Here is a 23,393-nt window from a genome sequence, read left to right as displayed (position 1 = left end):
AATATATTAATTTTTTTAATATAAGCCACTTAATCTTGCTTGCATTTTTAAGACATATATCTTAAAATATTACAACTTAGGATACTCTACTTTTAAGTGCATCCATAAAGTTTAAATTATGAATCTTTCTAATGGTTGCAAGCTGTGCTATAGTAACAAAAATTATTGTAGCAACGGCTGTTATAATGTAGCTGATAGGTTCTATCATTATTGGAATACTAAATAAATCTGTAGAAACTGCTGATACAATACCAACACACATTCCGTAGCCTATAGGCACTCCTAAAATTACTCCAAGTAATGTCATTAACCCATTTTCCCTGCTAACTAATTTATAAATCTCTTTTTTATCAAAGCCCATAACCCGTAGTGATGAAAATTCCATTGTTCTTTCACTAATACTAATAATAGTTATGTTGTATACAATAGCAAATCCTAAAATCCCACCAAACAACATCATTACTCCCATAGAGTATATAATCATATCCATAAACTCTAAAATACTATTTTTCATATCTTCAACGGATTGTATTTGCCTTATATTTTTTACATGCTGGAGCTTTGTTATTACCTCATCGTCAGAGTTTACTAATGCCCCAGTAATCATATCCTTTTCTCCCAATATATCATTCATCATCTCTATATCCATATATGCATTGCTTCCAAAGTATTGCTCCACAATACCTTTTACTTCAACAAATGTATCTTCTTTATCTGGCATAAAATTTTTTATTAATATTTTGTCTCCTATTTTAACTTCAAGGGAGTCCGCTAATATTTCCGAAAGTATAATTCCATTCCTTGGTAACTCGATTTCTACTCCAGAAGGACTTTTGAAATTATATAGCTTTGTATCCCTTAATAGTCCAATAACACTGGCTGTTCTTTTCCTCCAACCTCTTTTTAATTCGAAAGGAATCTCTGCCTTTGGTTCTATATGATCCACATCAATAATTTGAGATAACCCTCTTATAGCCTTATCATTCATAGGGCTGGCAAAATCTATATTATAATCCATTGTTTGAAACTCCCCATACTGTAGCGTAAACAAACTGTCCCATATAGATGTCATAAATACTGGTACCATGGTTATACCATAGGTTAAAGCAATCCCTAAAACTAAAAATACAGATCGCCTTTTAGTTCTTAATATATTTCTAATTACCATTTTCCAGCTAAATGAAATTCTATTCCAAATAAATTTAACTTTTTCTAACCAAATTCTTTTTCCGACCTTAGGTGCTTCTGGCTTCATGGAATCCGCAGGCAAAATTTTTAAAACACTTCGTGCTCCCATTAGTCCAGATAGTATGCAAAATATACTAGTTAATAATATTCCATAAATAAAGTAGATATAATAAATCTCCATTTTAAGCATCGGAATATTCATATACAAAATATATAAGCTAGTAAATACACTTGAAAGAGGTATGCTTAAAATAATACCAATAATAGATCCTACTAATCCAATCAATATAGAATACTTAGTGTAATGACCTAATATACTAAAATTGTTATATCCTAATGCTTTCATTACGCCGATGTACATCCTGTCATTCCTAACAATCCTAGATAACATAATATTTATAATTACCGCTGCAACTATTAAAAATAATAAGGTAATAGAAGTAGACATTGTCTCTAGGGATTCTACTTCCTGCATCATCATACTATGACTTAGCTGATCTTCTCTTTTAACAGTTCGTCTAACTCCATATCTATCTAATTCATCCTCTATTTCATCTACTATACTATCTATTTTATTTATATACCTATCCTCAATCTTAATCAGTACTTCGTTGTAACTACCTTGATACCCTAAGGCAGACTGTGCGAATTCTTCTGTAACATATATAACTCCAAATTTTTCTGGGGCAGGTAATAATGTCTGTTCATTTTCCATTAAGTAAATATACTCTGGGCTACCTACTACCCCTACTACACTTAATGGGTATTCCGTTCCTCCAATATAGGGCGTAATTGTATCTTCCAACTGCATTCCTCTAGCATCAAAAAACTGTTGTAATACTAAGGTCGATCTTAAGCCCTCTTTTAGATTCTCTCCTTTTATTACATATAAGTCATTAATTAGGTTCTTTTCCTTTGGTAAGGATACTACCCTAACCATAACCTTTTCATTAGGATCTTCTACCCTTAAAGGTACATCTGCACTTATTCTGCCCTGGGCCATTTCAACTCCTTCTATAGTATGGAGCTTTTCTATAGCTGCTTTAGGAATTTTAGAAACTTCTACAAAAATATGCCCAAAATTTGTAGCATCATAATAATAAAGTATTGAATTATTAAGATTATCAGCCACCATACTGAAAGAGACATAGATAGTTAGTGCTAAAACAATAATTATAGATATAGAAATAAATTGCCCCTTAGAATTTTTTATTGATCTTAATAGCCTTACATCTAACTTCTTCATCACCATTCAATCCTTTCAGGGTTGATTGGACTATCATTTATTTTATCTTCAATAATTTCTCCACTTCGCATTTTAATTAATCTGTCCGCCATCTCTCCTATAGGTACATTATGAGTAATAATTACAACAGTTTTGTTATATTTTTTGTTAATCTCTTTTAACAGAGTTAAAATCTTTATTCCTGTCTCAAAATCAAGAGCTCCTGTAGGCTCATCACAAAGTAACAAAGCAGGATTTTTAGCCACTGCCCTAGCAATAGCTATCCTCTGTTGCTCTCCTCCACTCATTTGTGCAGGAAAATGATCTTTCCTGTCTCCTAACCCTACAGCTTCTAATACTTCATCGATATTTAGAGCATCTTTACAAATTTCTGTAGCTAGCTCTACATTCTCCCTTGCAGTTAAATTTGCCATTAGATTATAAAACTGAAATACAAAACCAATTTTTTCTCTCCGATAGGCGGTCAACTTCCTATCGTTATAGCTAGTAATATCTTCACCTTCCATAAAGACCTTTCCGTCTGTAGGTAAATCCATTCCTCCTAGAATATTCAAAAGTGTACTTTTACCAGAACCACTAGGTCCTAATACTACTACAAACTCTCCTTTGTATATGTTCAGATCTACATTTTTTGCAGCAGCTACTGTTACTTCTCCCATTTGATAAAGCTTACTAACATTCTCTGCCTTCATCAAAATATTACTATCCATACTATTTCGCCCCTTTTCCCCCTAGAAGGCCATATTTTAGAAAGTCATAAAAGTTTTCTGTAAAATCCTCTAATTCCTTTCTGCATGTTATTTTCTCAAAAAAATTCTTACTAATACTATCAATTAATGTAATTAGCATATTGGCCATAAAAGCCTCATCTACATCCCTAATCTCTCCTCTCTCAACACCATTTCTTATAATGTCTTCAAATATGATTTTGCTCATTCTCTTTTTTTCTTTCATTAGCCTATCTATAATATATGGATTATCCATAATGTCCTTATAAAAGGTGAGTGAAAATTGCTTTGAATATTCTACATTAAAATGTAATAAAAAATCTATTTTTTCTATAGTTCCATCTATTTTTTTCATTTGATCTTCTATATATATAAATGATCTATCTCCGATTGATTGTAAAATATTTAAAAAAAGCTCTTCTTTAGAAGAAAAATATTTATATATTGTCATCTTACTTATTCCGGCAGCTTCTGCAATTTGATCCATAGAAACTGATTTGTATCCTAGCTCAATAAATAGCTCCTCTGCCTTCTCTATTAATCTATTATATTTTATTTCACTTTGGCTAATCATAATTTTCCTCCTCGTATAAACATAAAAACAAATAGTAATTGTACTATTGTACTTTATTAGTATAATAGTATTGTATATTTGAAAAAAATATTCTGTCAATACTTTATTGTAATATATAAAAAAACATATCATACAAATTTGTATGATATGTTTTTATTAAATTATATTATTAATTTGTTGTATTTAATGATTATCTAATAATTGTATTTCTATATTAATTGAAGCTAACCAATTTACATACCGCTAATAGGAGTTTTTCCAATACCAATACTATATTCATAATCTAATAAAGCCATATTAAATGCATGAATTTGGCTAGATAAGTCTTTCTTTGCACTCATTAAATTAAGATTGGCTTGTAATACCTCTATAGAAGTACCTTGACCTAGATCTAAACTTACCTCTGCTAAACGTGCCATTCTTTCTGCTTGCTCAATATTTTTTTCAAGTGTCTTAATTTGCTTTTCAGCTGTTAATAAGTTTAAATAAGCAGCTCTAACACCCATTTCAACTCCATTTTTAACAGTTTCTAAATTTTTTGCTGCTTTTGCTACTTCTGCCTCTTGCTCTTTGTATTTATATGTAATATCAGGATACTTAATCTTTATAGCATCAAAGGTTAGCTCTGATAGTTCATAGCTTTCTTGTCCTATCTTTACCATTGTGTTATTCTCTATTGCTTGTTTTATAGACTCTTTTATATTAATAGGCTCATATTCCTTATATTCTATGCTGTCTATTAAAACAACCTCTTTGTCAAATGTTAATCCTGATGTATTTTGAAAGTTCATTAGCTGTAAATCATAGTATACTTTAGCAGAGTCATATGCAGTTTGGGCTTTAGATAAACCCATTTCAAGCCCTAATAGCTCTTGCTCTGAAATAATTCCAACATCATACTTTAACTTCCCACTATTATATTGCTTTTGAGTTAGATTAAGATTTTCCTCAGCAATTTCAACCTCTTTCTTCACTTGAGATAAATCAAAATAAGATTTTTCAACATTATATTTAATTTGATTTTCTTTTATTTTCAAATTCCACTGAGCTACTTGATAAGTTAATTCAACTGATCTTCTAGGAACTCCTGTGTCTATTAGTTCTCTACTAACAGAGTCTATCTCTCCTGTAGGTATATCATCTATAATTCTTTCGTTATTTTTTGCATCTTTTATCCCTTGCTTATAGGCAAGTTCTGCTTTCTCAAGTTCTATATTTTGAATTATTATATCCTTACTATTTTCAAGCGCATATTCTACTGCTTCTTCTAAGCTTAAAGTTATTGTATTCGCTTGTTTATCTATGTATTCCTGTTTCACACTTTCATTATACTCTTTCCCTGTAGCTTGTTCTGTAGCAAATGTAGGTACACCGTTACTTACTACGGTTAAAGTAATTAATGTACCCATTGCAATAAATTTTTTGAAATTCATTTTCGGCCTCCTCTTTTTCTTTATTCATTACGTATTAAACTTTTCTATTATTATATACCTTTAGTTATTCTTTTTCCAGTAACAAGTTATTAAAAAAGAATACTATTGTACTTTATTAATATAATAGTATCATATATTTTAAAAAATTTTCTGTCAACAATTCATTTTTTACAAAAATTATATAATTAATTCACTAAATCAAAAAAGACAGTAGGCTTTTCTTTCTACTATCTTCTTAATAAGTCGATATTTATCACTTGAAGTTATTTATTTCTATTTATTTTGTATAATACTATTTAGGAACAGTCCTATTTAGTAAGGGTATCTTTTGAAAAATAATTACTACAAAATAGGATAGTAAAAATGTGATAACACTTACTAAAGGTATTCCTATTATAGGATTAAATAAAAATGAATCTAGGGTTATTCCAATAACTCCTGATGATATAATGTCTAGTACAAGTAAATGCACTAAGTATATCCCAAAGCTTGTATTACTAAGGGTTAAAATAAGCTTATATAAATATAATTTTTTATTAATGAATTTTTCCCAATCAATATTTTTAAATAACAAAAATATACTTATACTCATAAATATAACATTAGGTGCAAAGTATGAATAAAAGTGGGGCACATAGTTTCCATCATTATTTTTAGTGGTTATGTATGTACCAACTATAGTTATTATTAACCCAACAAAACCAAGGATATGTATTATATTTACTAGCCTTTTACTAAGATTTGTCCTATCTAAAAATAAACCTAAAATATAGTATCCAATGCTCCAATGAAAAAAACTTAGATTAAAACCTATTTTTAGGTTAGTAAACTTTTCTAAAAATCCTATTATACCATTAGCCAAAAACCAAATGCTTAGAAAGTACTTTACACTACAATTCTTATCATTATTTATGTAAATTTTAATAATAGGCGTAACTAAATAAAGACCTACTATAGTGTAAAGATACCACAGATGTATATATATATTATCTTCATAAAGATTTCTTATAAAGGTTTTAAATAGGGATAAGTTCCATCCCCAAAGCAAGTTGTTATACCAGATCATATATATAAAGCTCCAAAAAATAAGAGGAATAAATATTTTTTTTAGTCTTTTATTTAGAAACGGAAATATTTCTATTTCTTTATTATTACCTAGCATTAGCTTTCCACTAATCATTATTAGGACAGGTACACACCATCTAGTAGCAGAATCTAATATGTTTCCTGCCCACCAACTTTTAATTCCATTAATATATAGATTTTCTACAAAAGGTGCGGATACATGTAGTATTACTACTGTAAAAATTGATACTACTCGCAATATATCTATATATAGAATCCTAGAAGCTTTCTTATTACTGCCATTTAATTTCATTTTTCCCTTTGCTCTTAGTACCTTTATCTATTATTGTTCCATTCTCTCCCTCTACTAATATCTCTACATTATAGTAGTCATATATCTCGCCGTAGGATTCATCTGTAGGGCCTTTTAACCCTTCATTTACTGTATATCCAGATAAAGCCTTTAAAAAAGATATGCCTATTTCCCTTACTCTTTCTTTTGGTACATCTTTATTTATAGGTATTAGGTATAAAATTAACTTGTTATTTTCCACGTAAGCCTCTGCATACTCTATTTCTTTATACTTTTCAATAATACTAGCACTTCCTGTAAGAGTTTCTTCTGTTATGTTGGGGGTCTTCCCTGGCACAACATTATTATCTGGTACAACATTATCTGGATTTTCATTACGGACACAACCAATACCGAAAGCTAAAAATAAAATAATACAAAGTAAAAATAACAATTTTTTCATATGTAGTGCCTCCTCTTTAAACCAAGTAATAGTTTGCAATATTCCTTTGTATTATTATGTCCATAAAAACTCGATCTAGTCGCGTCGTAATAATAGTATTTAAAGGCAAAATACCTGTTACATAAAATTTAGCCATAATGAAAGCCCAGAGAATAATTCCTAAACCTAAGATTATATTTAATAATTATTTGTTTTTTCATTTTTGTCCTCTAGCAACAGTTGATAAAGGGCTATAAGCAAAAAAAGTTCCTTAGGATATCCCAAGGAACTTTCTAAATGGATTGCTTAATTACTATTTTTCAATTTGATATATAGAATCAACTGTCTTGTTTTTTGTTAATACAACTTCAATCACTTTATTTCCTACTTTTGCTATTGCATTTCTTACTGGTGTTGTATTATCTCTAATACTTTCAACAACTTTACCATCAATGTCTACAAAAATAGTATCTTTAGTAATTTCATACTCAGTAGTTACATTCCAATTATTATCTTTATCTTTTACTTCGAATGTAATTTTTGTTTCACTTGCATCATATTTACCATATACTTTAGCTGTTACAGTTCCTTCTGGTGTTGTATTTCCATTACCAGCTTCTTTTGTAAACTCAGTTGTTACTACAAGTACTTGTATTACTCCATCTTTATCTTCTACGAAAACAACTGTGTCTTTGCTAGAAATTCTATTTAATCTTGAAGTTCCATCTAACTTACCATCTTTATCTACTTGGTAGATTACAGCATTCTTATCAACTAATTTCCATTTTCCACCAATTTGTAAGTAATCAGAATCTCTAGCGTCTACTTTAACTACCTCAGATTTATCATTGGCATTAAAGCTCTCTATATCTGTTACTTCACCTTTGTTGTTTAAGCTAAATTTAACTAAATCACCTTTTTTAACAGCAGTTCTACTATCAACAATATATTCTACTGCTTTTGCTTCTCCAGCCACAGCGATTTCAACTCTATATTTTCCACCTTTGCTGTTTACATCACCAGTTACTAATCCGTGTTTCACATCATCCTTAGCTTCAAATGCTGGATTAACAAATACGATTAAATCTGCGTTTTTACCTTCTTCACCTATTATAATCGCTTGTTCTCCTGCAGCGATGCTTCTGTTAACAATGTCATCATACTTAATTAGAGAAGGCTTAAGTTCTTGTTTTTCTTTATTATTAAGAGCTTTAACTACTACTGTGTTTTCTCTAATATAGTATTTTTTGCCGCCAACTGATACATATTTATCTTTAGATTCCTTAGCATCTAATGTGCTTTCAGTAGCGTTTGCTTTTATTTCACCTTTAGCTATTTCTCCATCTTTGTTTAACTTAAACTCTACTGCTGTGTACTCGTCTTTATTTCCTGCTTTGTCTATATTTTCTATCCAAGTACCTAATTTTCTTGCATCTGCTCTATCTTCAAATTTGTATTCTATTTCTTTACCTTCGCTAGTGAATACTGTTAATATAGGGCTTCTGCTGTCATCTTTTAAATGAGTAGCAAGACCATATACAGTATTGCTTGTAACGTTAGCATCTGTTGTTAACACCATAGCTTTTCCAGCTAAGTCAAGTATTACCTTGATTTTCTCATCAACGAAATCTTCAATATCATTTTCACTTGTTGCGCTATCTGTTAACCATTCTTTGTACTCTTTTCCTTCGTTGTCAGAGTAAATTGCTATAGGAGCTTTTCCGATGTTCTTTCCATCAATAGTAAGTCTACCGTCTCTTACTCTTACAGATTCAAGTTTTCCTTCTACTACTTCATTTTTGATTACGATGTAGTAGTTGTCATCTCCATCTATCCATCCGAATACTGCAGTTCCTTCTTTAATATCTTTTAAAGAAGCAGCTGAGAAATCAGCATTAAATACATAAACTTTTTCTGCTTTATCAAGTTCAATTAAGTCTTCGTCTGCAGTATCGATGCTTATGAACTCAATTTCATCGTCTTTCACTTTTAAAGCCATACCTTGCATTTTTGCATCAAACTCAAAGAAATATGCAAATGCTACATCACCGTATTCATCTAATACAACTCTACCGTATGCATAGTCTTTAATTTCGTCAAAGTCTTTTGCTTTTACTTCTTTATTATTTACGTATACTTTAGCGTCGTCAGCCCATTCAAACTCATCATCTTCAACAACAAGTTTTACTTCTTTTTCACTTGCTCCAGCTTTAGCAACTGTATCGTAAATAACATCTTCTTCGTCAGTGTCTACTTCATATCTAAATAATACATCATCTTTATCTTCCCAAGCTGTTACTTCTAATCCTAATAAAGCATCTACATCTATGTCTTCAGATACTTTGTATTTTTCTGTTGTTGCTTTTTTGTCTTCTACAATAGTAATTTCAATTTCATTAGCTTTTAATCTGCTGCTTACTCTGAAGTTAGCTGTTACTCTACCTTCGATTTCATCAATACCTAATTTGTTTGTTAAAATTGTTTGTTTTTCTGTACCAGTACCTTTTTGTCCAGAAACTACATATTTCTTTTCATCACCATATCCAGTTTGGATCATAAGTGGTTTTGTTAAAGCGTTATCTAATAATTGGAATACAGCTCCTCTTGTAGCTGCTTCTCCTGTATTTCCTTTAACGTGATCTGTCATATCAATATCTTGCTCTGCAACTACTAAGTAACCTACTGGGTATCCACCTTTTTCTTGTGCAGCAGGCTCATATCCTAAAATTCTAACAAGTAATGTAATTGCATCTTCGTATTTGATATTGTCTCCAGGTCCAAATTTACCATTTCCGTAACCTTGGATATATCCTAATCTAGTAGCTACGTTGATTGCTCCTGTAGCCCAGTCATATCCGTTTGTCATTGTTACGTCTGTAAATTGAGTTTCCCCTTTTGCTACGTTAGCAGAACCTTCTAATCCTAAGGCTCTTACTACTAATACTGCAAATTCTGCTCTTGTGATGCTAGCATCTGGAGCGAATCCTCTGTCGTCACCTTTAACGATACCTAGTTTGTTTAGTCTTAGGATAGCTTTTTCGTTTTGGTGTCCAGCGATATCACTACCTGCTGCTGGAGCTGCGAAAGCCATACCGAAGCTTCCAAGTACCATTGAAAGTACAAGTATAAATGATAATACTTTCTTCATTATGTGTTCCTCCTTCTTGATATTGGTTTCTTTTTTAGAGTGGGTTAAATTTTAAGCTTGGTCGTAACCCCTCTCATAAAAACCGACCAGCTTTAAAATTATATAGATGCGACTACAACCGTTTTATGTAATGTCATCGCATACTATATCAAGAATTATACCATCGACCTATTACTTGGTCAATGTAAAGATGAAGATTGTAATATAACTGTAATATTCTCTTTAGATAGTTAGTTATTCAAGCATTAGCTCTCTAAGCAACCTTCACACTAACAATTATACACCTAAAGCGGTAAAAATACCATTACAGTATCATTACAATTTACTTTCATCTTTGTTACTACCATTATAAATTGACGGTATAATCCGTAATACTTAATATATATTCTTTACTTTTGTAAAAAGTCCTGCTTGTACATAAAATTTTTTTATTTTTAATTTTTTTTTGTAATATAACCTTAATATAACACTATCTATACATCTGTTATAATACTTATAAGATCTTTAGTTGTTATGTAATACGAAAGAGGTGAGCACTATGAGAAAGATCTTATCTGTTTTTTTATGTTTTTTATTGTTGTTTAGTTTTTCTCTAAATGTTACTCATGCTTTATCTGTAGAGGAGCAGGCAGGAGAATATTTAAGAAAACTTGGCCTTTATACTGGCTACGAGGACAACACCCTAAGGCTTGATAAAAACATTACACGGGCTGAATTTGCTGCATTAGCAGTTAGAATAGAGGGCCTAGAGAATTTACAAGAGAGCCGTAAGGGAAATACAGCCTTTAAAGATGTGACAGCAAATCATTGGGCTTCTGGCTATGTTAATATTGCTACTTCACAAAATTTAATTAAAGGGTTTGAGGACAAAACCTTTAGACCTGAAGAACAAATCACATATGTTCAGGCTCTGGCTGTTATTATTCGTATATTAGGTTATGAAAAGTACGTTCAAGGCGAGTGGCCTAATAACTACATTAATAAGGCTAAGGATTTAGGACTTGATAAAAACATTAAATTATCTCCTAATACTCCTATTAATCGTGGACAAATTGCTGTTATAGTTAATAATGCTCTAACGGTTCCAGTGACTAAATAATAGTTATTAATTCTCCCTTAAATAAAATAAACAAAAGTAACCCCTTCTTCGATAATGTTTCGTAAGAAGGGGTTCTTTTTTAGTTTATATATTTTTTATAGTTACTTAGTTAACCTCCCAAACCTTGGTTACTAGTACTGTTAAATCGTCAGTAGCTATGTTTTGAGTAAATTTAAGAGCATTGTGGAGTATGCCGTCTGCAATTTCTTGGGGATTTAAAGACTTAGTATTTTTTAAAAATTCTATAAGCCATTTTTCTCCCTGCTCTTGATTGGAGTCTATTATTCCATCTGAAACGGTAATTATAAGATCTCCATCTTCTAGGTTTTGCATATTACCTTCAACCTGTATATCCGTTAAAATACCTATAGGTAAAGTAGAGGATGTAATTTCATCTATCTTTCCATTTTGACGCTTTATAAAGCTTGGCGAACTTCCTATCTTAATAAAATCTGCCGTTCCTTTATATAGATCAATTAATGTCATATCTAAGCTGGCAAACATTTCGTCTGATGACTTAAGCATTAACATTGAATTGATGGTTTTAATTGCAATTTCTCTATGAAAACCTGCCTCCATCATTTTTTCTAACATGTCTATAGTAGCACTGGACTGTAGGTGTGCCTTATCTCCTGTACCCATTCCATCGCTAAGGGCTGTCATATATTGTCCATTTTTCAATTCCATAAAGGTATGGCTATCCCCTGACAGCTGGTTTCCTTCCTTGATGGCTACTGCAGATTTTGTACATGTGGCATATTTGTTGGCTTCTACCAATGTAAAGCTGCAACTTTCATTACCTTCTTGTCTACTACAGTTACGGGACTTTTTAACAAGTGTTGCTCCTACTGCCCCAGATACTACGGAAAGGAATTTATCATTACAATGGTCACGATTGTAGCATTGTTTTTTATCTACAACTATTTCTAAGTTTCCTTTCTCACTATTAGATACCATAATGTTTTTTACGGATAAACCTGCCTTATCTAAAGCAACATAGATAGAATCTTCTAAGTCTACATCGAATTGTACCTTATCGTTAACATTTATAGCCAGCTCTTCTATTACTTTAGCTACACCTCTTAGCTGCTCGCCTACCAGCTCTCTGCTTTCTATTAACCTTTGCTTCCATACCATATTTAAATAACTAAGTTCATAAAGATGGGCTATTTTCTCCATTACTGCCTTTATCCTAATGCACCGTTTTTGCATAGGCTTTGGTATATCATCGTAATGTAGCATCCCTTTTTCTTCTATATAAATTAACATATCTAACATTCCCTGATATGTAGTGTTAAAGTTCTGATCCCAGCAGCTTCTTTTCATACCGCAGTTATGACATACATTGTTTGCTACTTTTTCAATTAATTTTGATAAATCTTCATTAGCGAAAAGCTCCTGCTTTTCTGATATTTTTTCGAAGGTAGTAGAAAGTTCTCCAAAGGTAGTAGCACATTCCTTTAATTTTTCGTATGTAAGTTTTCTCATTCTATCGCTATGGGTCTTACTGGAGTTTAAAATACCTGTGCGAGTATTGCAAAACTTCTCCATTTGAGAAATCCAAGTATAGGGCAGAGCTAAAAATAATACAAAGGCTACTGCGACTTCTTTAAATTGAATAAATATTTCATAATATCCGTTAATATAGAAGGTTAGTATTGCATTTCCCATTAAAAAGCCGAAGGCACTACCTACCTTTCCTATATCTTTAAATATACCTGCTAAAAGACCGGAAAATCCAAATATACCGATAACAATTGGAGTACTGCCTGTGGACATACTTGTTATTAGCCCTAATGTTATACCTACAGCGGCACCTATACTTGCTCCACCATTGTATGCAAATAGAATTGTCATTAATATTCCTAAAATGTTTCTAAGGGAAAGCCCCAATATATATACTTCATTAATACCTGATAGTACTAAAGCTGTAATAATTGCAATACAGATAATTTCTTCTGTAGATAGTATCTTCCTATTGGTATTTTGTAATGCCACAGGAATGGCATAGGAAGAGATGTATACCACAACAAATATTACCAAGCTTTCGAAAGCAACTATTATCCAGTCGTATAGATAGAACCCGGTAAAGGATAAAAATAATGCTGTGGTTAGTAGATAGGCGCCTGCCCCTACTAATGATGCTTTAAAAATTTTTGTTTTTCTTAAATCTAGTACGTATTGAAACAGGCAATATATTACTGCCAGTGCAAATCCGTATGGTATACTACTGGAAAGCCCTTGGACTGTAACTATTCCTAAAAATGTAGTTATTCCTAAAAGTCCATATTTCCGATCTCTTTGACTAAGGGCTGTAAAAAAGGCTATACCAAAGGGTGTTAGTCCCTGTAGTATTCCTGCTCTTCCTAGTAAGAAGGCTACTAGATGTAGGAAAACAATATTTACATTAATACTAGATAAGGGCATAGTTTTTATTTTGCCTATGGGTTTTACACTTTCTAGTTCTACATAGCTTCTTTGGTACGGGAGTATTGTTGGTTTGTCCGCCATATTATTAACACCTTCCTATTTTGATTTCTTATAGAAAGTGTACCAAATATGTTTTAAAACTTTTGTCAACATTAGTGGACTAGCTCTAAAAAGTTTTTGACAATTATCATATGGTTTTTGACAAATTGCTTCAAATATGTGGTATGTAGGACATGTTATATATACTATATGTATTGTTTTTAGTTTTACCCTGCTGTTTATTTGACGATACCTGTTATCTAATAGGGAAAAGTAATCCTTCTAAGTTGTCATATTCGCTAACTGTAATTTCATATATATTTAAGTTATCCATTATTACATTTAGAATAGTGACCCCTGCTACAATTATGTCTGCTCTTTTATGATGGATACCTTTTAGTTGTTTTATTTCCTCTACTGTTAAGTTTAGTAATTTTTCTTTTAATGTTCTTATATCCTTTAATGTTAACTTGTAGTTATGTACTTTATCCATATGGTATGGGTCTAACTGCTGATGTAGTGCAGCAAGGGTTGTTATAGTACCTCCTATACCGACTATTGTATTTGGGTTATCTTTTTTAATTTCTTCTACTACTTCCTTTACTATTTCATATATAGCCACTTCCATTTCTTCGTATTGCTCTTTACTAATTGGATCTGTTGTAATATACCTTTCTGTCATACGTACTGCCCCTACATTTAGGCTTATGGTTTTTTTAAGAGCATTGCCTTCGCCTAATATAAGCTCTGTACTGCCTCCACCTATATCTATTACTACTTGTTTGCCTGTCTTGGACTTTAGCCCCATTGCTACTCCTTGGTATCCAAGCGCTGCTTCTTCTTCCCCACTTATTATTTCTATGTTAACCCCTGTTTTTTCGTAGGCTCTTTGTATAAATTCTTTACCATTTGTTGCATCTCTAACTGCACTAGTTGCGATTACCAATATTTTTTCCGCTCCAAAATCTTTTGCTTTCTGAGTAAAATCATAAAGGGCTTCTACATTTCTACTCATTCCTTCTTCGCTTATTAATTTATCTTTATCTACTGAGCTACCTATACGAGTTGGGTTTATGTATTTTGATCTACTTATTATTTTTCCAGCTTCAACATTAGCTAATAGTAGTCTCATAGAATTAGTTCCTATATCTATAGTAGCGTATTTATTCATAAATATTCTCCTTTTTAACTTATCTCTTAAATACTAAAAAGCCAGGGGTTTGCCCTGGCTGAATTTACTAGTCTCTTAATTTTTTACCACTATAGCCGTTGCCACGTCTACCGTCTTTACCCTTTGATTTGATTGAAGACATTTTTTCTTCGCTATCTTTTAAAAACCTACTTAGTTTATCTTCAAAGGACATTACGGGTTGTTTTTCTGTAGGATTATTCCAATCCACTGTTGCAGGCTTTATGCTTTTCTTTTTTGGTAAAGCTGCCTGTTTGATAGACAAGCTAATTTTACCATTGGATTCAATGGATAATACCTTTACTCTAACTTTTTGCTGGGTCTTTAAGTAGTCATGAATATTTTTTACATAGTCATCTGCTACTTCAGAAATATGAACCAGTCCTGTTTTTCCTTCTCCTAGATCAATAAAGGCACCGAAGTTTGTAATACCTGAAACCGTGCCATCTAATATAGCTCCTACCTGTGCCGGCATAAATATAAAATCCTCCTTCAAAATACGTGTATATTCGAAATATATTATATCATAGAGTTGTAAAAAGGTATACACCTTTTTATTTAACTGCTTTTCCCAAATCTATGAAAATCATCTCATCCTTTTTTACCATCTTTAAATGTTCTCGGGCAATCTTCTCTATATACTCATCTGTGTTGCTGTTTTCTATCTGATCATTAAGGGACTTAATGTCTTTTTGTAATACTTTAAGGTTTCCTGTTAAGGCTTCTTCGCGGGCATTTAAATATTTCATCTCTTTATACTGATCATAAAAGGTAGAAGTAACATAGAAAATAGCAAAAACAAATATTACCCTAATTATAAGTTTGCCATAGTTTCTTCTCCTTTTAGATTTTGCCATAAAGATGCCTCCTCCTATACTATTTCTTTTTAAAGTATGTTGCAAGTGTTTTTTTAGTATCCTTAATAATATTAGCTGGCAATCTTCCAACTCTTCTTGCTTTATAGTATACTGGTTTTGCCTTTGTTTTACAATAAGAACAAGGTCCTGTTATTAGACATAGTACGACATCGAATGGATATTTAAGGACCTGATAAAGGTCATATATAAAATTTTTTATAGTTTTTAATAAAAATACTAAACTTTTTATTATCAATTTACTTAATAAACCTTGATAAAAAATTGATCCAAGTATAAATCCTAAAAAGTTGTAAAAGCGTATCGCTCCTTGGTTACTAAATATAAGTACGTAAAATGCCACAATGGAAATAATGCACCAAAATATTAGATCCTGTATCATGGTAGCCATTTTTTTAGGCCGAAATAATCCTCTAAATATACGATATATATCGTACATAAACCCTATTAGTATACCTCCATAGATAGTAGCAAGTAATATATAGCTCTCTTGTAATATTGAATATATAGTCAATTTTATCACCCCGAACAAGTTTATTTTACTTGATATATATATATTATGTGACTACAACTTGTCAGGTGACAACAAAATTGCCCTATTGCTTTAGCAATGTTTCATGTCGGACTTAAATTTCCTAAGCAATTAAAAATAACTATCAGGATTAACCCGATAGTTATCTAAACATTTTTCCTAAAAATCCTGCTCCCTTTGCTCCAAAGCTTTCTCTATCACTATAGCCTATGGAATATACTGTACCACTAATTGATACATTTCCATCCTCTACGTTTAGCTTATTAACATCTAATTCTTCTCCTTTAATAGTTAACACTCCTGCTACGGTTTCTAGTATTATCATTTCACTATTAAAGTTGTTAACGTGTTCTACACCTGAAACGCTAAGTTTTTCTCTGTTTTCTAATATTATACTATGGTTTCGAGATTTATTCGATCTTCTTTCTTCCAATGCACTCACCTTCCCATTCTTAGTCCTTTTACTTATTATTTATGAATGGAAATGGTAAGTTAGAACAACTACTCCCAAAGTTTAACTATTTGTACATTTTTAAAGTAATGATTAATAATGTCTTCTGCCTTTTTACCTTCTTTAGCCATATTATAAGCACCCCATTGACTCAGGCCTACTCCATGGCCATAGCCTATGCCCTTCATAGTTACTTTATCTCCTGTTACTTTTATGGATTCTAGCTTAGTTGATTTCATTTTAGTACTATCTAATGCTACTCTAAATCCAGCTGCTTGTACTGTTTCATTTCCTATTTTTAATTCTGTAGCCCTACCTGAAGGTCCTCTATTTACTACCTCTATACTATTAAAATCTCCTGGGGTTTTTCCTATTTTTTGCATAGCCTCTTTTATTTGTCCTTTGGTAAATGTAGCTGTCCAGCTAGCATCTTCTGGTGGAGCTTCTGGAGAATCTGGGGATTTAACTACTTGAATATAGGGAGGTTCTGCACCTTCATATCCTAGTCCTTCTTTAGCAGCGGCTGTCATTCCTCCAGCATGGGCATGAAACCATGCCTTAACATACTCACCATCAGCTAATAGCACTTGTCCCCTAGTATTTGCAACAGCTTTTATTATTCTTTCATTCACTTCTCCCGCATTCCAAGCCTGAGCTTCTTCTATATCTGTAGAAACATGGGCACCTTCATATTTAGATTGCCCCTTTTCTGTAATAAACTCCATAACGAAGGTTCTTGCTAATATGGCTTGAGCTTCTAAAGCTTCAGCCGGGAAATTATTACTCATTTCTCCAGCCAGTACTCCAACAACATAGTCTTCAAATTTCATTTCCTTAATTTTTTGACCCTCAGTAAGATATACCTTAAGTCGAGGTTCCTTTCCTTCGCCTTGATTAATGGACTCTGGAATAGGAGGTTTCTTAACATTATCTTCTACATTTTGTATTTTCCCAGGTGTTCTTCCTTTTTCTCCTGGTTTTTTTGCTGGCTGACATGCAACGGATGAAACTATAAGTAATAAAATAGTTAATGCTAAACTTAATTTTTTATATATTTGCATACAAATCCTCCTCAACATTTACTATATGGTTAGTATGTTGCGAGGAATATATATATATACAAGCTTACTACTTTTTAAAAATATTTAATCAATAATAACAAACATTTCCTTAGCTGAATCCTTGGTTACATGTTCAGCAATATTAGTAATCTCTGCCTTTAAGGTTTTATCTCCAAATCTAATTTCAATGATGTCTCCTACCTCAACCTCCATACTAGGCTTAGCTACTTTACCATTAATAGACACTCTACCACCTTCGCAGGCTTCTTTAGCTATAGTTCTTCTTTTAATAATTCTTGAGTTTTTTAAATATTTATCTAATCTCATTTAATATTTTCTCCTTTATACGATTTTTCTATTATAAATATTATATATATTAAGCGATAAATATACAACAGAACATGATTTTCTATAATACCAAAAATAATTTGATAATACAAAAGCAACCTCCGTAACAATAAAGTATTGTCAAGAGGTTGCTTAGCACACGTTTTCTTTCACTATATGTATAATATGTAAAGTTAGAAGCGTGTATGTGTTATCTTTGCTTTAACTTATTTGTTCATTTGCTCTTTAAGAGTTTTTCCTGCTTTAAATACAGGTGCTTTTGAAGCTGGGATTTCAATGATTTGCTCTGGGTTTCTTGGGTTTCTTCCTTGTCTTGGTTTTCTTTCTCTAACTTCGAATGTACCAAAACCTACTAGTTGTACTTTATCTCCAGATGCTAATGCCTCTTCTACACTTTCCATAAATGCATTTAAAGCAAGTTCTGTATCTTTCTTTGTTAATTGAGCTTTCTCCGCCATTTTAGCAACTAATTCAGCTTTATTCATTTGTAATTCCTCCTTAATTTTATAATACGTATAGTTTTATTCTATCTTAATTTTAAAATTCCTTCTTTTTTGTTGAATTACCATCATTTTTTTGAAAAAAATCTTAAATCACTACCATTTTATCTATTTTTTATTTGTTTTTCATATGTTTTTCCTTCATCTTTTGCTCTGCCCATATTTTTGCAACATCTTCTACAGTATCTGCACTTTGTCCACCAAAAACATGGGGGTGTCTAAAGATCAATTTTTCACATATTCCTCGAATCACATCCTCTATTTGAAATGCTCCTCTTTCCTTGGCTATTTGACTATGAAAAATTACCTGCAAAAGCACATCCCCTAGCTCTTCTTCTAAAGAACTATCATCTTCTTCGTCTATAGCCTCTAATACTTCATTGCTTTCTTCTATTAAATAAGGCTTTAGGCTTTGATGTGTCTGCTTTATATCCCAAGGGCATCCCTCTTTACTTCTTAATCTTTCCATTATTTGTACTAAATTATTCATATTGTAATATTTTTTTTCGCAGTTTTCAACCTTTTTTATAAAAATAGTTGTTAAATAGTCTATCCAGTCTAGTCTATCCAGTTCAAAAAGGGGAATTTTTACTATTTTTTGTAAATCGGGTACTCCTGCAGCCTTTACAACATATATTTCTTGCTCGTCATCATAGTGGTTCATTAACTTTAGTTTTATTTCTGATGCGATAAAAGGATCATACACTTGTGTAATTATATTATCCATATTAGGATCTGGCTTTTGCTCCTCAAGCTGAAGGCCATCTACTAATTGGAATCCATCTACAGGATCTATTTCTAATGCCATAAACATAGCATCTACAAAGCTCATAGCTGGATATACTACTCTCTCTATTCCTTCCCTCTTACATCCTTCTACAATTAGCTGTACTGTACTTTCTGCCACGTAGGGATGTCCTGGTACTGCATATAGTATATCTCCTTTTTTAGCTTCTTCTAGTACCCTACTAGCTATATGTTCATAAACTTCGTGAAAATCCTCGTATATATCATAAGCATAATCAAATGTTTTGAAATTTATACCTTCTTGATTTAAATATGAAACTACCGGATGTTTTTCTGTACGCAAATATATATTATTATGTTTTTTCATTGCTTCATATATAGCTATAGTTAAGTGTTCTTTTCCCCCTGGACCTAATCCTACTATTGTAATTTTGCCCATGTCAACCCTCTCTTCTTTATGTTACTTTTGAATAACTTTACTCAGATAGTAAATTTTTTAAATTTAAAAAGTCTATTTAAGCAACTTAGCTTTTCTAAGAACCTTAGCTAACTTATCCCCTTTAGGTAAAAGAGCAAAGTCCTCTTCTACAATTGTTCCCGTAATAAGAAGCATTAATCCGTAAATTGTACCACCTACAGCAATGGAAATAGCAGTAGATAGAGTGTTTCCTAATATAGGATATACAATGCTGTAGGCTAAATACACAACTACCCCCATAATACCTACAGAAATAATAGGCTTTAATGCAAATTGAACAAATTCGAACTTAACCTTTGTATACTTTTTAACCGCAATAAAGTTTAATATAGTTGCAACTGTGTAAGCAGTTACTGTTCCTAAAGCCGCACCTTTTACATTTAGCCAAGGAATACCTGCTAGAGTATAAGTTACAACTAGCTTTGAAAGAGCACCAATCAGAAGATTACGAACAGGGATTTCTGGCTTACCGACACCCTGCAGTATGCCAGTTAATGTTTGAACCAATGATAATGATAATGTTGCAAAGGATAAAAATAATAAAACTTGTCCGGCGGAAGCAGGCTCTTTAGGGAAAAGCATAGTCATAATTGGAGTTGATAGTACAGCTAATCCTACAAAAGATGGAAGCCCAATTAGTAAAGATACACGAAATGCTGATTTTATATCACTTTGTACAGACTTAATCTCATTTTTAACCATAGATTCTGCAATAACTGGTACAATACTCATTGATAATGCCGCAGTTAATACTGGTGGAAGTTGAATTAATGTAACAGCCATACCAGTTAACTGACCAAAAAGACTATTTGCCTGCTCATAGCTAAAACCAATAGCTTGAAGTCTTCTTAGTACAACCATTGAGTCTATCATATTGATTAAAGGCAGCACAGCTGCTCCGATAGTAATAGGCAGTGCAATTCTTAATAAGTCTTTAGTTATTGTACCTACAGATTCTTCTTCATATTGTTCTATAGGTTGAAATTCTGAAAAGATCTTATTCTTCTGTCTAAAATATATAACAAGCATAGTTATTAATCCTGCAATACCTCCAGCGGTAGCTCCAAAGGAAGCACCAGCCGCTGCATATTCAGTTCCACGACTTAATAGGAAAGTAGCTAAACCTAAACCTAGTACTACCCTTCCTATCTGCTCTATTACTTGTGAAACAGCAGTAGGAGTCATATCTTTTAGCCCTTGAAAATAGCCTCTATAGGCTGCCATCAATGGTATAAATAATAGGGCTGGGGCTAGTGCAAGTACAGAATAATATGAGCTTGGACTTTTAATAAAGTGATCAACTAAAAAGCGTGCACCTAGGCCTAAAACCAAGAAGCTTACTAGACCTAACACAGCTAAAATACCGAAGGAAACTTGAAAAACTCTATGGCCTCCTCTTATATTCCCTCTAGCTCTTTTTTCTGAAACTAGCTTTGAAATTGCCGTTGGAAATCCTGCTGCTGAAAATGATAATAAAAATGTATATATAGGATATGCCACCTGGTAATACCCTACACCTTCTGAACCTATAATATTTACAAGTGGTATTCTAAAAAATGCTCCTACTATTTTAACTAAAATTCCAGCCATCCCCAAAATAAATGCACCTTTTAGAAAGGTATCTTTTTTCATCCTTTTTCCTCCTAATTCCAGTTAACTATATATTTCACTAACAATAAAAAATTATCAGCTATAGAAAACCTCGTCTTTAATATTGACGAGGTACACTATTTATTATACTACAGTATTTCTATACTACAACAAAAGTATTGTTACAGTTTAATAAAATTATTATTATATTATAGCAAAAAAATCATCCCCTGGGAAGAACCAGGGGACTTGTGTTTGTTTATTATTCCATTTGTTTGGATAGAAAAGCAGCGGCTGTTGTAGCTATTTTCTTTTCAACTTCTCCCATAGTTACCCCTTTATCCTTAGAGCATAATATAACAGTGCCTATAGGATCGCCATGGGTAACAATTGGTGCTATAACTTGTGCAGTATATTTTCCTTCGTCGCTCTCATCTATTGCAAAGGTTATCATTCTATCACCTTGATTAGCAACAAATGTTTCTCTTTCTTCCATAATTTTTTCCAAAGACTTACTAACTCTTTTTTCTAAGTAATCTTTTTTTGATACACCAGATACAGCTATAATTGTATCTCTATCAGTTATTATGGCATTATGTTGTAATGCTTCATGAAGGGATTCGGCATATTCTGTGGCAAATTCGCTTAACTCTCCAATTGGGGAATATTTCTTTAAAATTACTTCCCCATCCCTCCCAGTAAAAATTTCTAGAGGGTCACCTTCTCGAATTCTAAGTGTTCTTCTAATTTCCTTAGGAATAACCACTCTTCCCAGATCATCTATTCTTCTTACTATACCAGTTGCTTTCAATATAACTCCCTCCTAAGTTTAAGTAAAATATATCCTGTAGTAATACTATTATTTTACCAATAGTGGTTTTTTATTCATAAGATGAAAGTTTTTAAAAAAATATCCCCTTATTACTTTTTTTGTAATAAAGGGATTACTATTTACTATAATTTTTCTTTTTTAACTACATTTGCTTTCTTTATTGCTTCATCCATATGTTTTTCATAGTCTAATTCTTTAAGATAAGTTTTAATTTGATCTTTTGCTTCTTCAAATTCTGTATTTTCTTCTCTCTTATCTTCTACTATAATAATATGGTATCCAAAGCTTGATTTAACTGGCTCACTTATCTTTCCGATTTCTAATGAGAAAGCTGCTTCTTCAAATTCTGGTACCATTTCTCCCTTTTGGAAGTATCCTAATTCTCCACCATTTTCCTTTGCAGTAGGATCTGTAGAATGTTCTTTTGCAAGCTCTGCAAAGTCTTCTCCAGCCTCAAGCTTTTTAATAATATCTTTAGCTGTATTTTCATCATCTAATAAAATATGCTTTGCTTTTACTTGCTCCGAATGGAAAATATCACTATTTTCATCGTAGAATGTTTTTGCAGCTTCATCAGCAATTTCTGTTTTATCTAAATAAAATTGTTTATACTTATAGCCTAGTAGATCTTTTCTCATTTGATCTTTTATAAATGTCTCATCAAGATTGTTCTCCTCAATAAGCTTTTTATAATCCTCATCTTCTTCCATCATTTTTAAGTGATTTTGTTCATATAGTTCTTTAAGTTCTGCTTCGTCTACTGTAATATTATTTTCTTCTGCCTTTGTAGCTATTACTTCTGTTAAAACAATAATATCTAGCACATTAGTTTTTAATGTATCTAATAGGGTCATACCTGTACCTTCATCTGTGTTTAACATGTCATCTGTTAAATTATATTGTGCACGAGCTATTGATAAATAATAGTCTAATAATCTATTATACTCTTCTTCAGAAACTCTTGTACTACCAACAATAGCCACTTCTCCATCACCTAGGGCTGGGGTTTTAGAACATCCAGTAACTACTATAGCCATTATAAGTAGTGCGGCGACCAATACTGTAAGCTTATTCTTCATATTAAATGTCAACCTTATCATCTCCTA

General features: G+C 32.0%; 21 protein-coding genes. 1 reads left to right on the top strand and 20 read right to left on the bottom strand.

Annotation, left to right across the window (positions count from 1 at the left end; genetic code table 11):
• Positions 1-76 precede the first annotated feature (76 nt).
• From KQI88_RS08810 to KQI88_RS08780, 7 genes are all read right to left on the bottom strand, one after another.
• Positions 77-2,434, bottom strand: a complete 2,358-nt coding sequence (locus KQI88_RS08810; protein WP_216416333.1) for an ABC transporter permease — start codon at positions 2,432-2,434, stop codon at positions 77-79.
• Positions 2,434-3,144 (bottom strand): ABC transporter ATP-binding protein, encoded by a 711-nt coding sequence (locus tag KQI88_RS08805; RefSeq protein WP_216416330.1) that lies wholly within the window; start codon positions 3,142-3,144, stop codon positions 2,434-2,436. The genes KQI88_RS08810 and KQI88_RS08805 overlap by 1 nt, the downstream gene beginning before the upstream one ends.
• Before the next feature lies 1 nt (position 3,145).
• Positions 3,146-3,736 carry a TetR/AcrR family transcriptional regulator gene (locus KQI88_RS08800; RefSeq protein ID WP_246579214.1) on the bottom strand — a complete coding sequence of 197 codons (591 nt, stop codon included), beginning with the start codon at positions 3,734-3,736 and terminating at the stop codon, positions 3,146-3,148.
• A gap of 233 nt (positions 3,737-3,969) precedes the next feature.
• Entirely contained in the window at positions 3,970-5,169 is a 1,200-nt protein-coding gene (locus KQI88_RS08795) for a TolC family protein (RefSeq protein ID WP_216416328.1), read from the bottom strand.
• A gap of 292 nt (positions 5,170-5,461) precedes the next feature.
• Positions 5,462-6,547, bottom strand: a complete 1,086-nt coding sequence (locus KQI88_RS08790) for an acyltransferase (RefSeq protein WP_216416325.1) — start codon at positions 6,545-6,547, stop codon at positions 5,462-5,464.
• Positions 6,528-6,989, bottom strand: a complete 462-nt coding sequence (locus KQI88_RS08785; protein WP_216416323.1) for a hypothetical protein — start codon at positions 6,987-6,989, stop codon at positions 6,528-6,530. Before KQI88_RS08785 ends, KQI88_RS08790 begins: the two co-directional genes overlap by 20 nt.
• Before the next feature lie 292 nt (positions 6,990-7,281).
• A complete protein-coding gene (locus KQI88_RS08780; RefSeq protein ID WP_216416321.1) occupies positions 7,282-10,116 on the bottom strand; it encodes an S-layer homology domain-containing protein in 2,835 nt (944 codons plus the stop codon).
• A gap of 538 nt (positions 10,117-10,654) precedes the next feature.
• On the opposite strand from KQI88_RS08780, the gene KQI88_RS08775 reads away from it, so the two are divergent.
• Complete coding sequence (locus tag KQI88_RS08775) at positions 10,655-11,215, top strand: S-layer homology domain-containing protein (RefSeq protein ID WP_216416319.1); 561 nt, start codon at positions 10,655-10,657, stop codon at positions 11,213-11,215.
• A 105-nt stretch (positions 11,216-11,320) separates the two neighbouring features.
• Here KQI88_RS08775 and spoIIE read toward each other — a convergent pair whose 3' ends face one another.
• From spoIIE to KQI88_RS18055, 13 genes are all read right to left on the bottom strand, one after another.
• Positions 11,321-13,726 carry a stage II sporulation protein E gene (spoIIE, locus tag KQI88_RS08770; RefSeq protein WP_216416317.1) on the bottom strand — a complete coding sequence of 802 codons (2,406 nt, stop codon included), beginning with the start codon at positions 13,724-13,726 and terminating at the stop codon, positions 11,321-11,323.
• 214 nt (positions 13,727-13,940) lie between these two features.
• Positions 13,941-14,855 (bottom strand): Ppx/GppA phosphatase family protein, encoded by a 915-nt coding sequence (locus KQI88_RS08765; RefSeq protein ID WP_216416315.1) that lies wholly within the window; start codon positions 14,853-14,855, stop codon positions 13,941-13,943.
• A 67-nt stretch (positions 14,856-14,922) separates the two neighbouring features.
• Entirely contained in the window at positions 14,923-15,348 is a 426-nt protein-coding gene (locus tag KQI88_RS08760) for a S1 domain-containing RNA-binding protein (protein ID WP_212380881.1), read from the bottom strand.
• A gap of 79 nt (positions 15,349-15,427) precedes the next feature.
• Positions 15,428-15,730: an FtsB family cell division protein gene (locus KQI88_RS08755; protein ID WP_216416313.1), complete on the bottom strand. Its 303-nt coding sequence runs from the start codon at positions 15,728-15,730 to the stop codon at positions 15,428-15,430.
• Positions 15,731-15,749: 19 nt separating this feature from the next.
• Positions 15,750-16,271, bottom strand: a complete 522-nt coding sequence (yabQ, locus tag KQI88_RS08750) for a spore cortex biosynthesis protein YabQ (protein WP_216416310.1) — start codon at positions 16,269-16,271, stop codon at positions 15,750-15,752.
• Positions 16,272-16,422: 151 nt separating this feature from the next.
• Complete coding sequence (gene yabP, locus KQI88_RS08745; protein ID WP_334300602.1) at positions 16,423-16,722, bottom strand: sporulation protein YabP; 300 nt, start codon at positions 16,720-16,722, stop codon at positions 16,423-16,425.
• Positions 16,723-16,781: 59 nt separating this feature from the next.
• The gene (locus KQI88_RS08740; RefSeq protein ID WP_246579212.1) at positions 16,782-17,792 is read right to left on the bottom strand and encodes a SpoIID/LytB domain-containing protein; all 1,011 of its coding nucleotides are present in this window, start codon (positions 17,790-17,792) and stop codon (positions 16,782-16,784) included.
• A gap of 84 nt (positions 17,793-17,876) precedes the next feature.
• Entirely contained in the window at positions 17,877-18,119 is a 243-nt protein-coding gene (locus KQI88_RS08735; RefSeq protein ID WP_216416304.1) for an RNA-binding S4 domain-containing protein, read from the bottom strand.
• A gap of 227 nt (positions 18,120-18,346) precedes the next feature.
• Positions 18,347-18,643, bottom strand: coding sequence for an HU family DNA-binding protein (locus KQI88_RS08730; protein ID WP_330655615.1), 297 nt, complete (start codon positions 18,641-18,643; stop codon positions 18,347-18,349).
• A 112-nt stretch (positions 18,644-18,755) separates the two neighbouring features.
• Positions 18,756-19,826: a MazG family protein gene (locus KQI88_RS08725; RefSeq protein ID WP_216416301.1), complete on the bottom strand. Its 1,071-nt coding sequence runs from the start codon at positions 19,824-19,826 to the stop codon at positions 18,756-18,758.
• A 72-nt stretch (positions 19,827-19,898) separates the two neighbouring features.
• Positions 19,899-21,497 carry a putative polysaccharide biosynthesis protein gene (locus KQI88_RS08720; RefSeq protein ID WP_216416298.1) on the bottom strand — a complete coding sequence of 533 codons (1,599 nt, stop codon included), beginning with the start codon at positions 21,495-21,497 and terminating at the stop codon, positions 19,899-19,901.
• A 220-nt stretch (positions 21,498-21,717) separates the two neighbouring features.
• A complete protein-coding gene (gene spoVT, locus KQI88_RS08715) occupies positions 21,718-22,266 on the bottom strand; it encodes a stage V sporulation protein T (RefSeq protein ID WP_216416296.1) in 549 nt (182 codons plus the stop codon).
• A 143-nt stretch (positions 22,267-22,409) separates the two neighbouring features.
• A complete protein-coding gene (locus KQI88_RS18055; protein WP_246579211.1) occupies positions 22,410-23,378 on the bottom strand; it encodes a peptidylprolyl isomerase in 969 nt (322 codons plus the stop codon).
• Positions 23,379-23,393: the final 15 nt, after the last annotated feature.

It is taken from the genome of Alkaliphilus flagellatus, assembly GCF_018919215.1.
In the GTDB taxonomy this organism is placed as follows: Bacteria; Bacillota; Clostridia; order Peptostreptococcales; family Natronincolaceae; genus Alkaliphilus_B; species Alkaliphilus_B flagellatus.
This window is presented reverse-complemented; position numbering and strand designations above follow the sequence as displayed.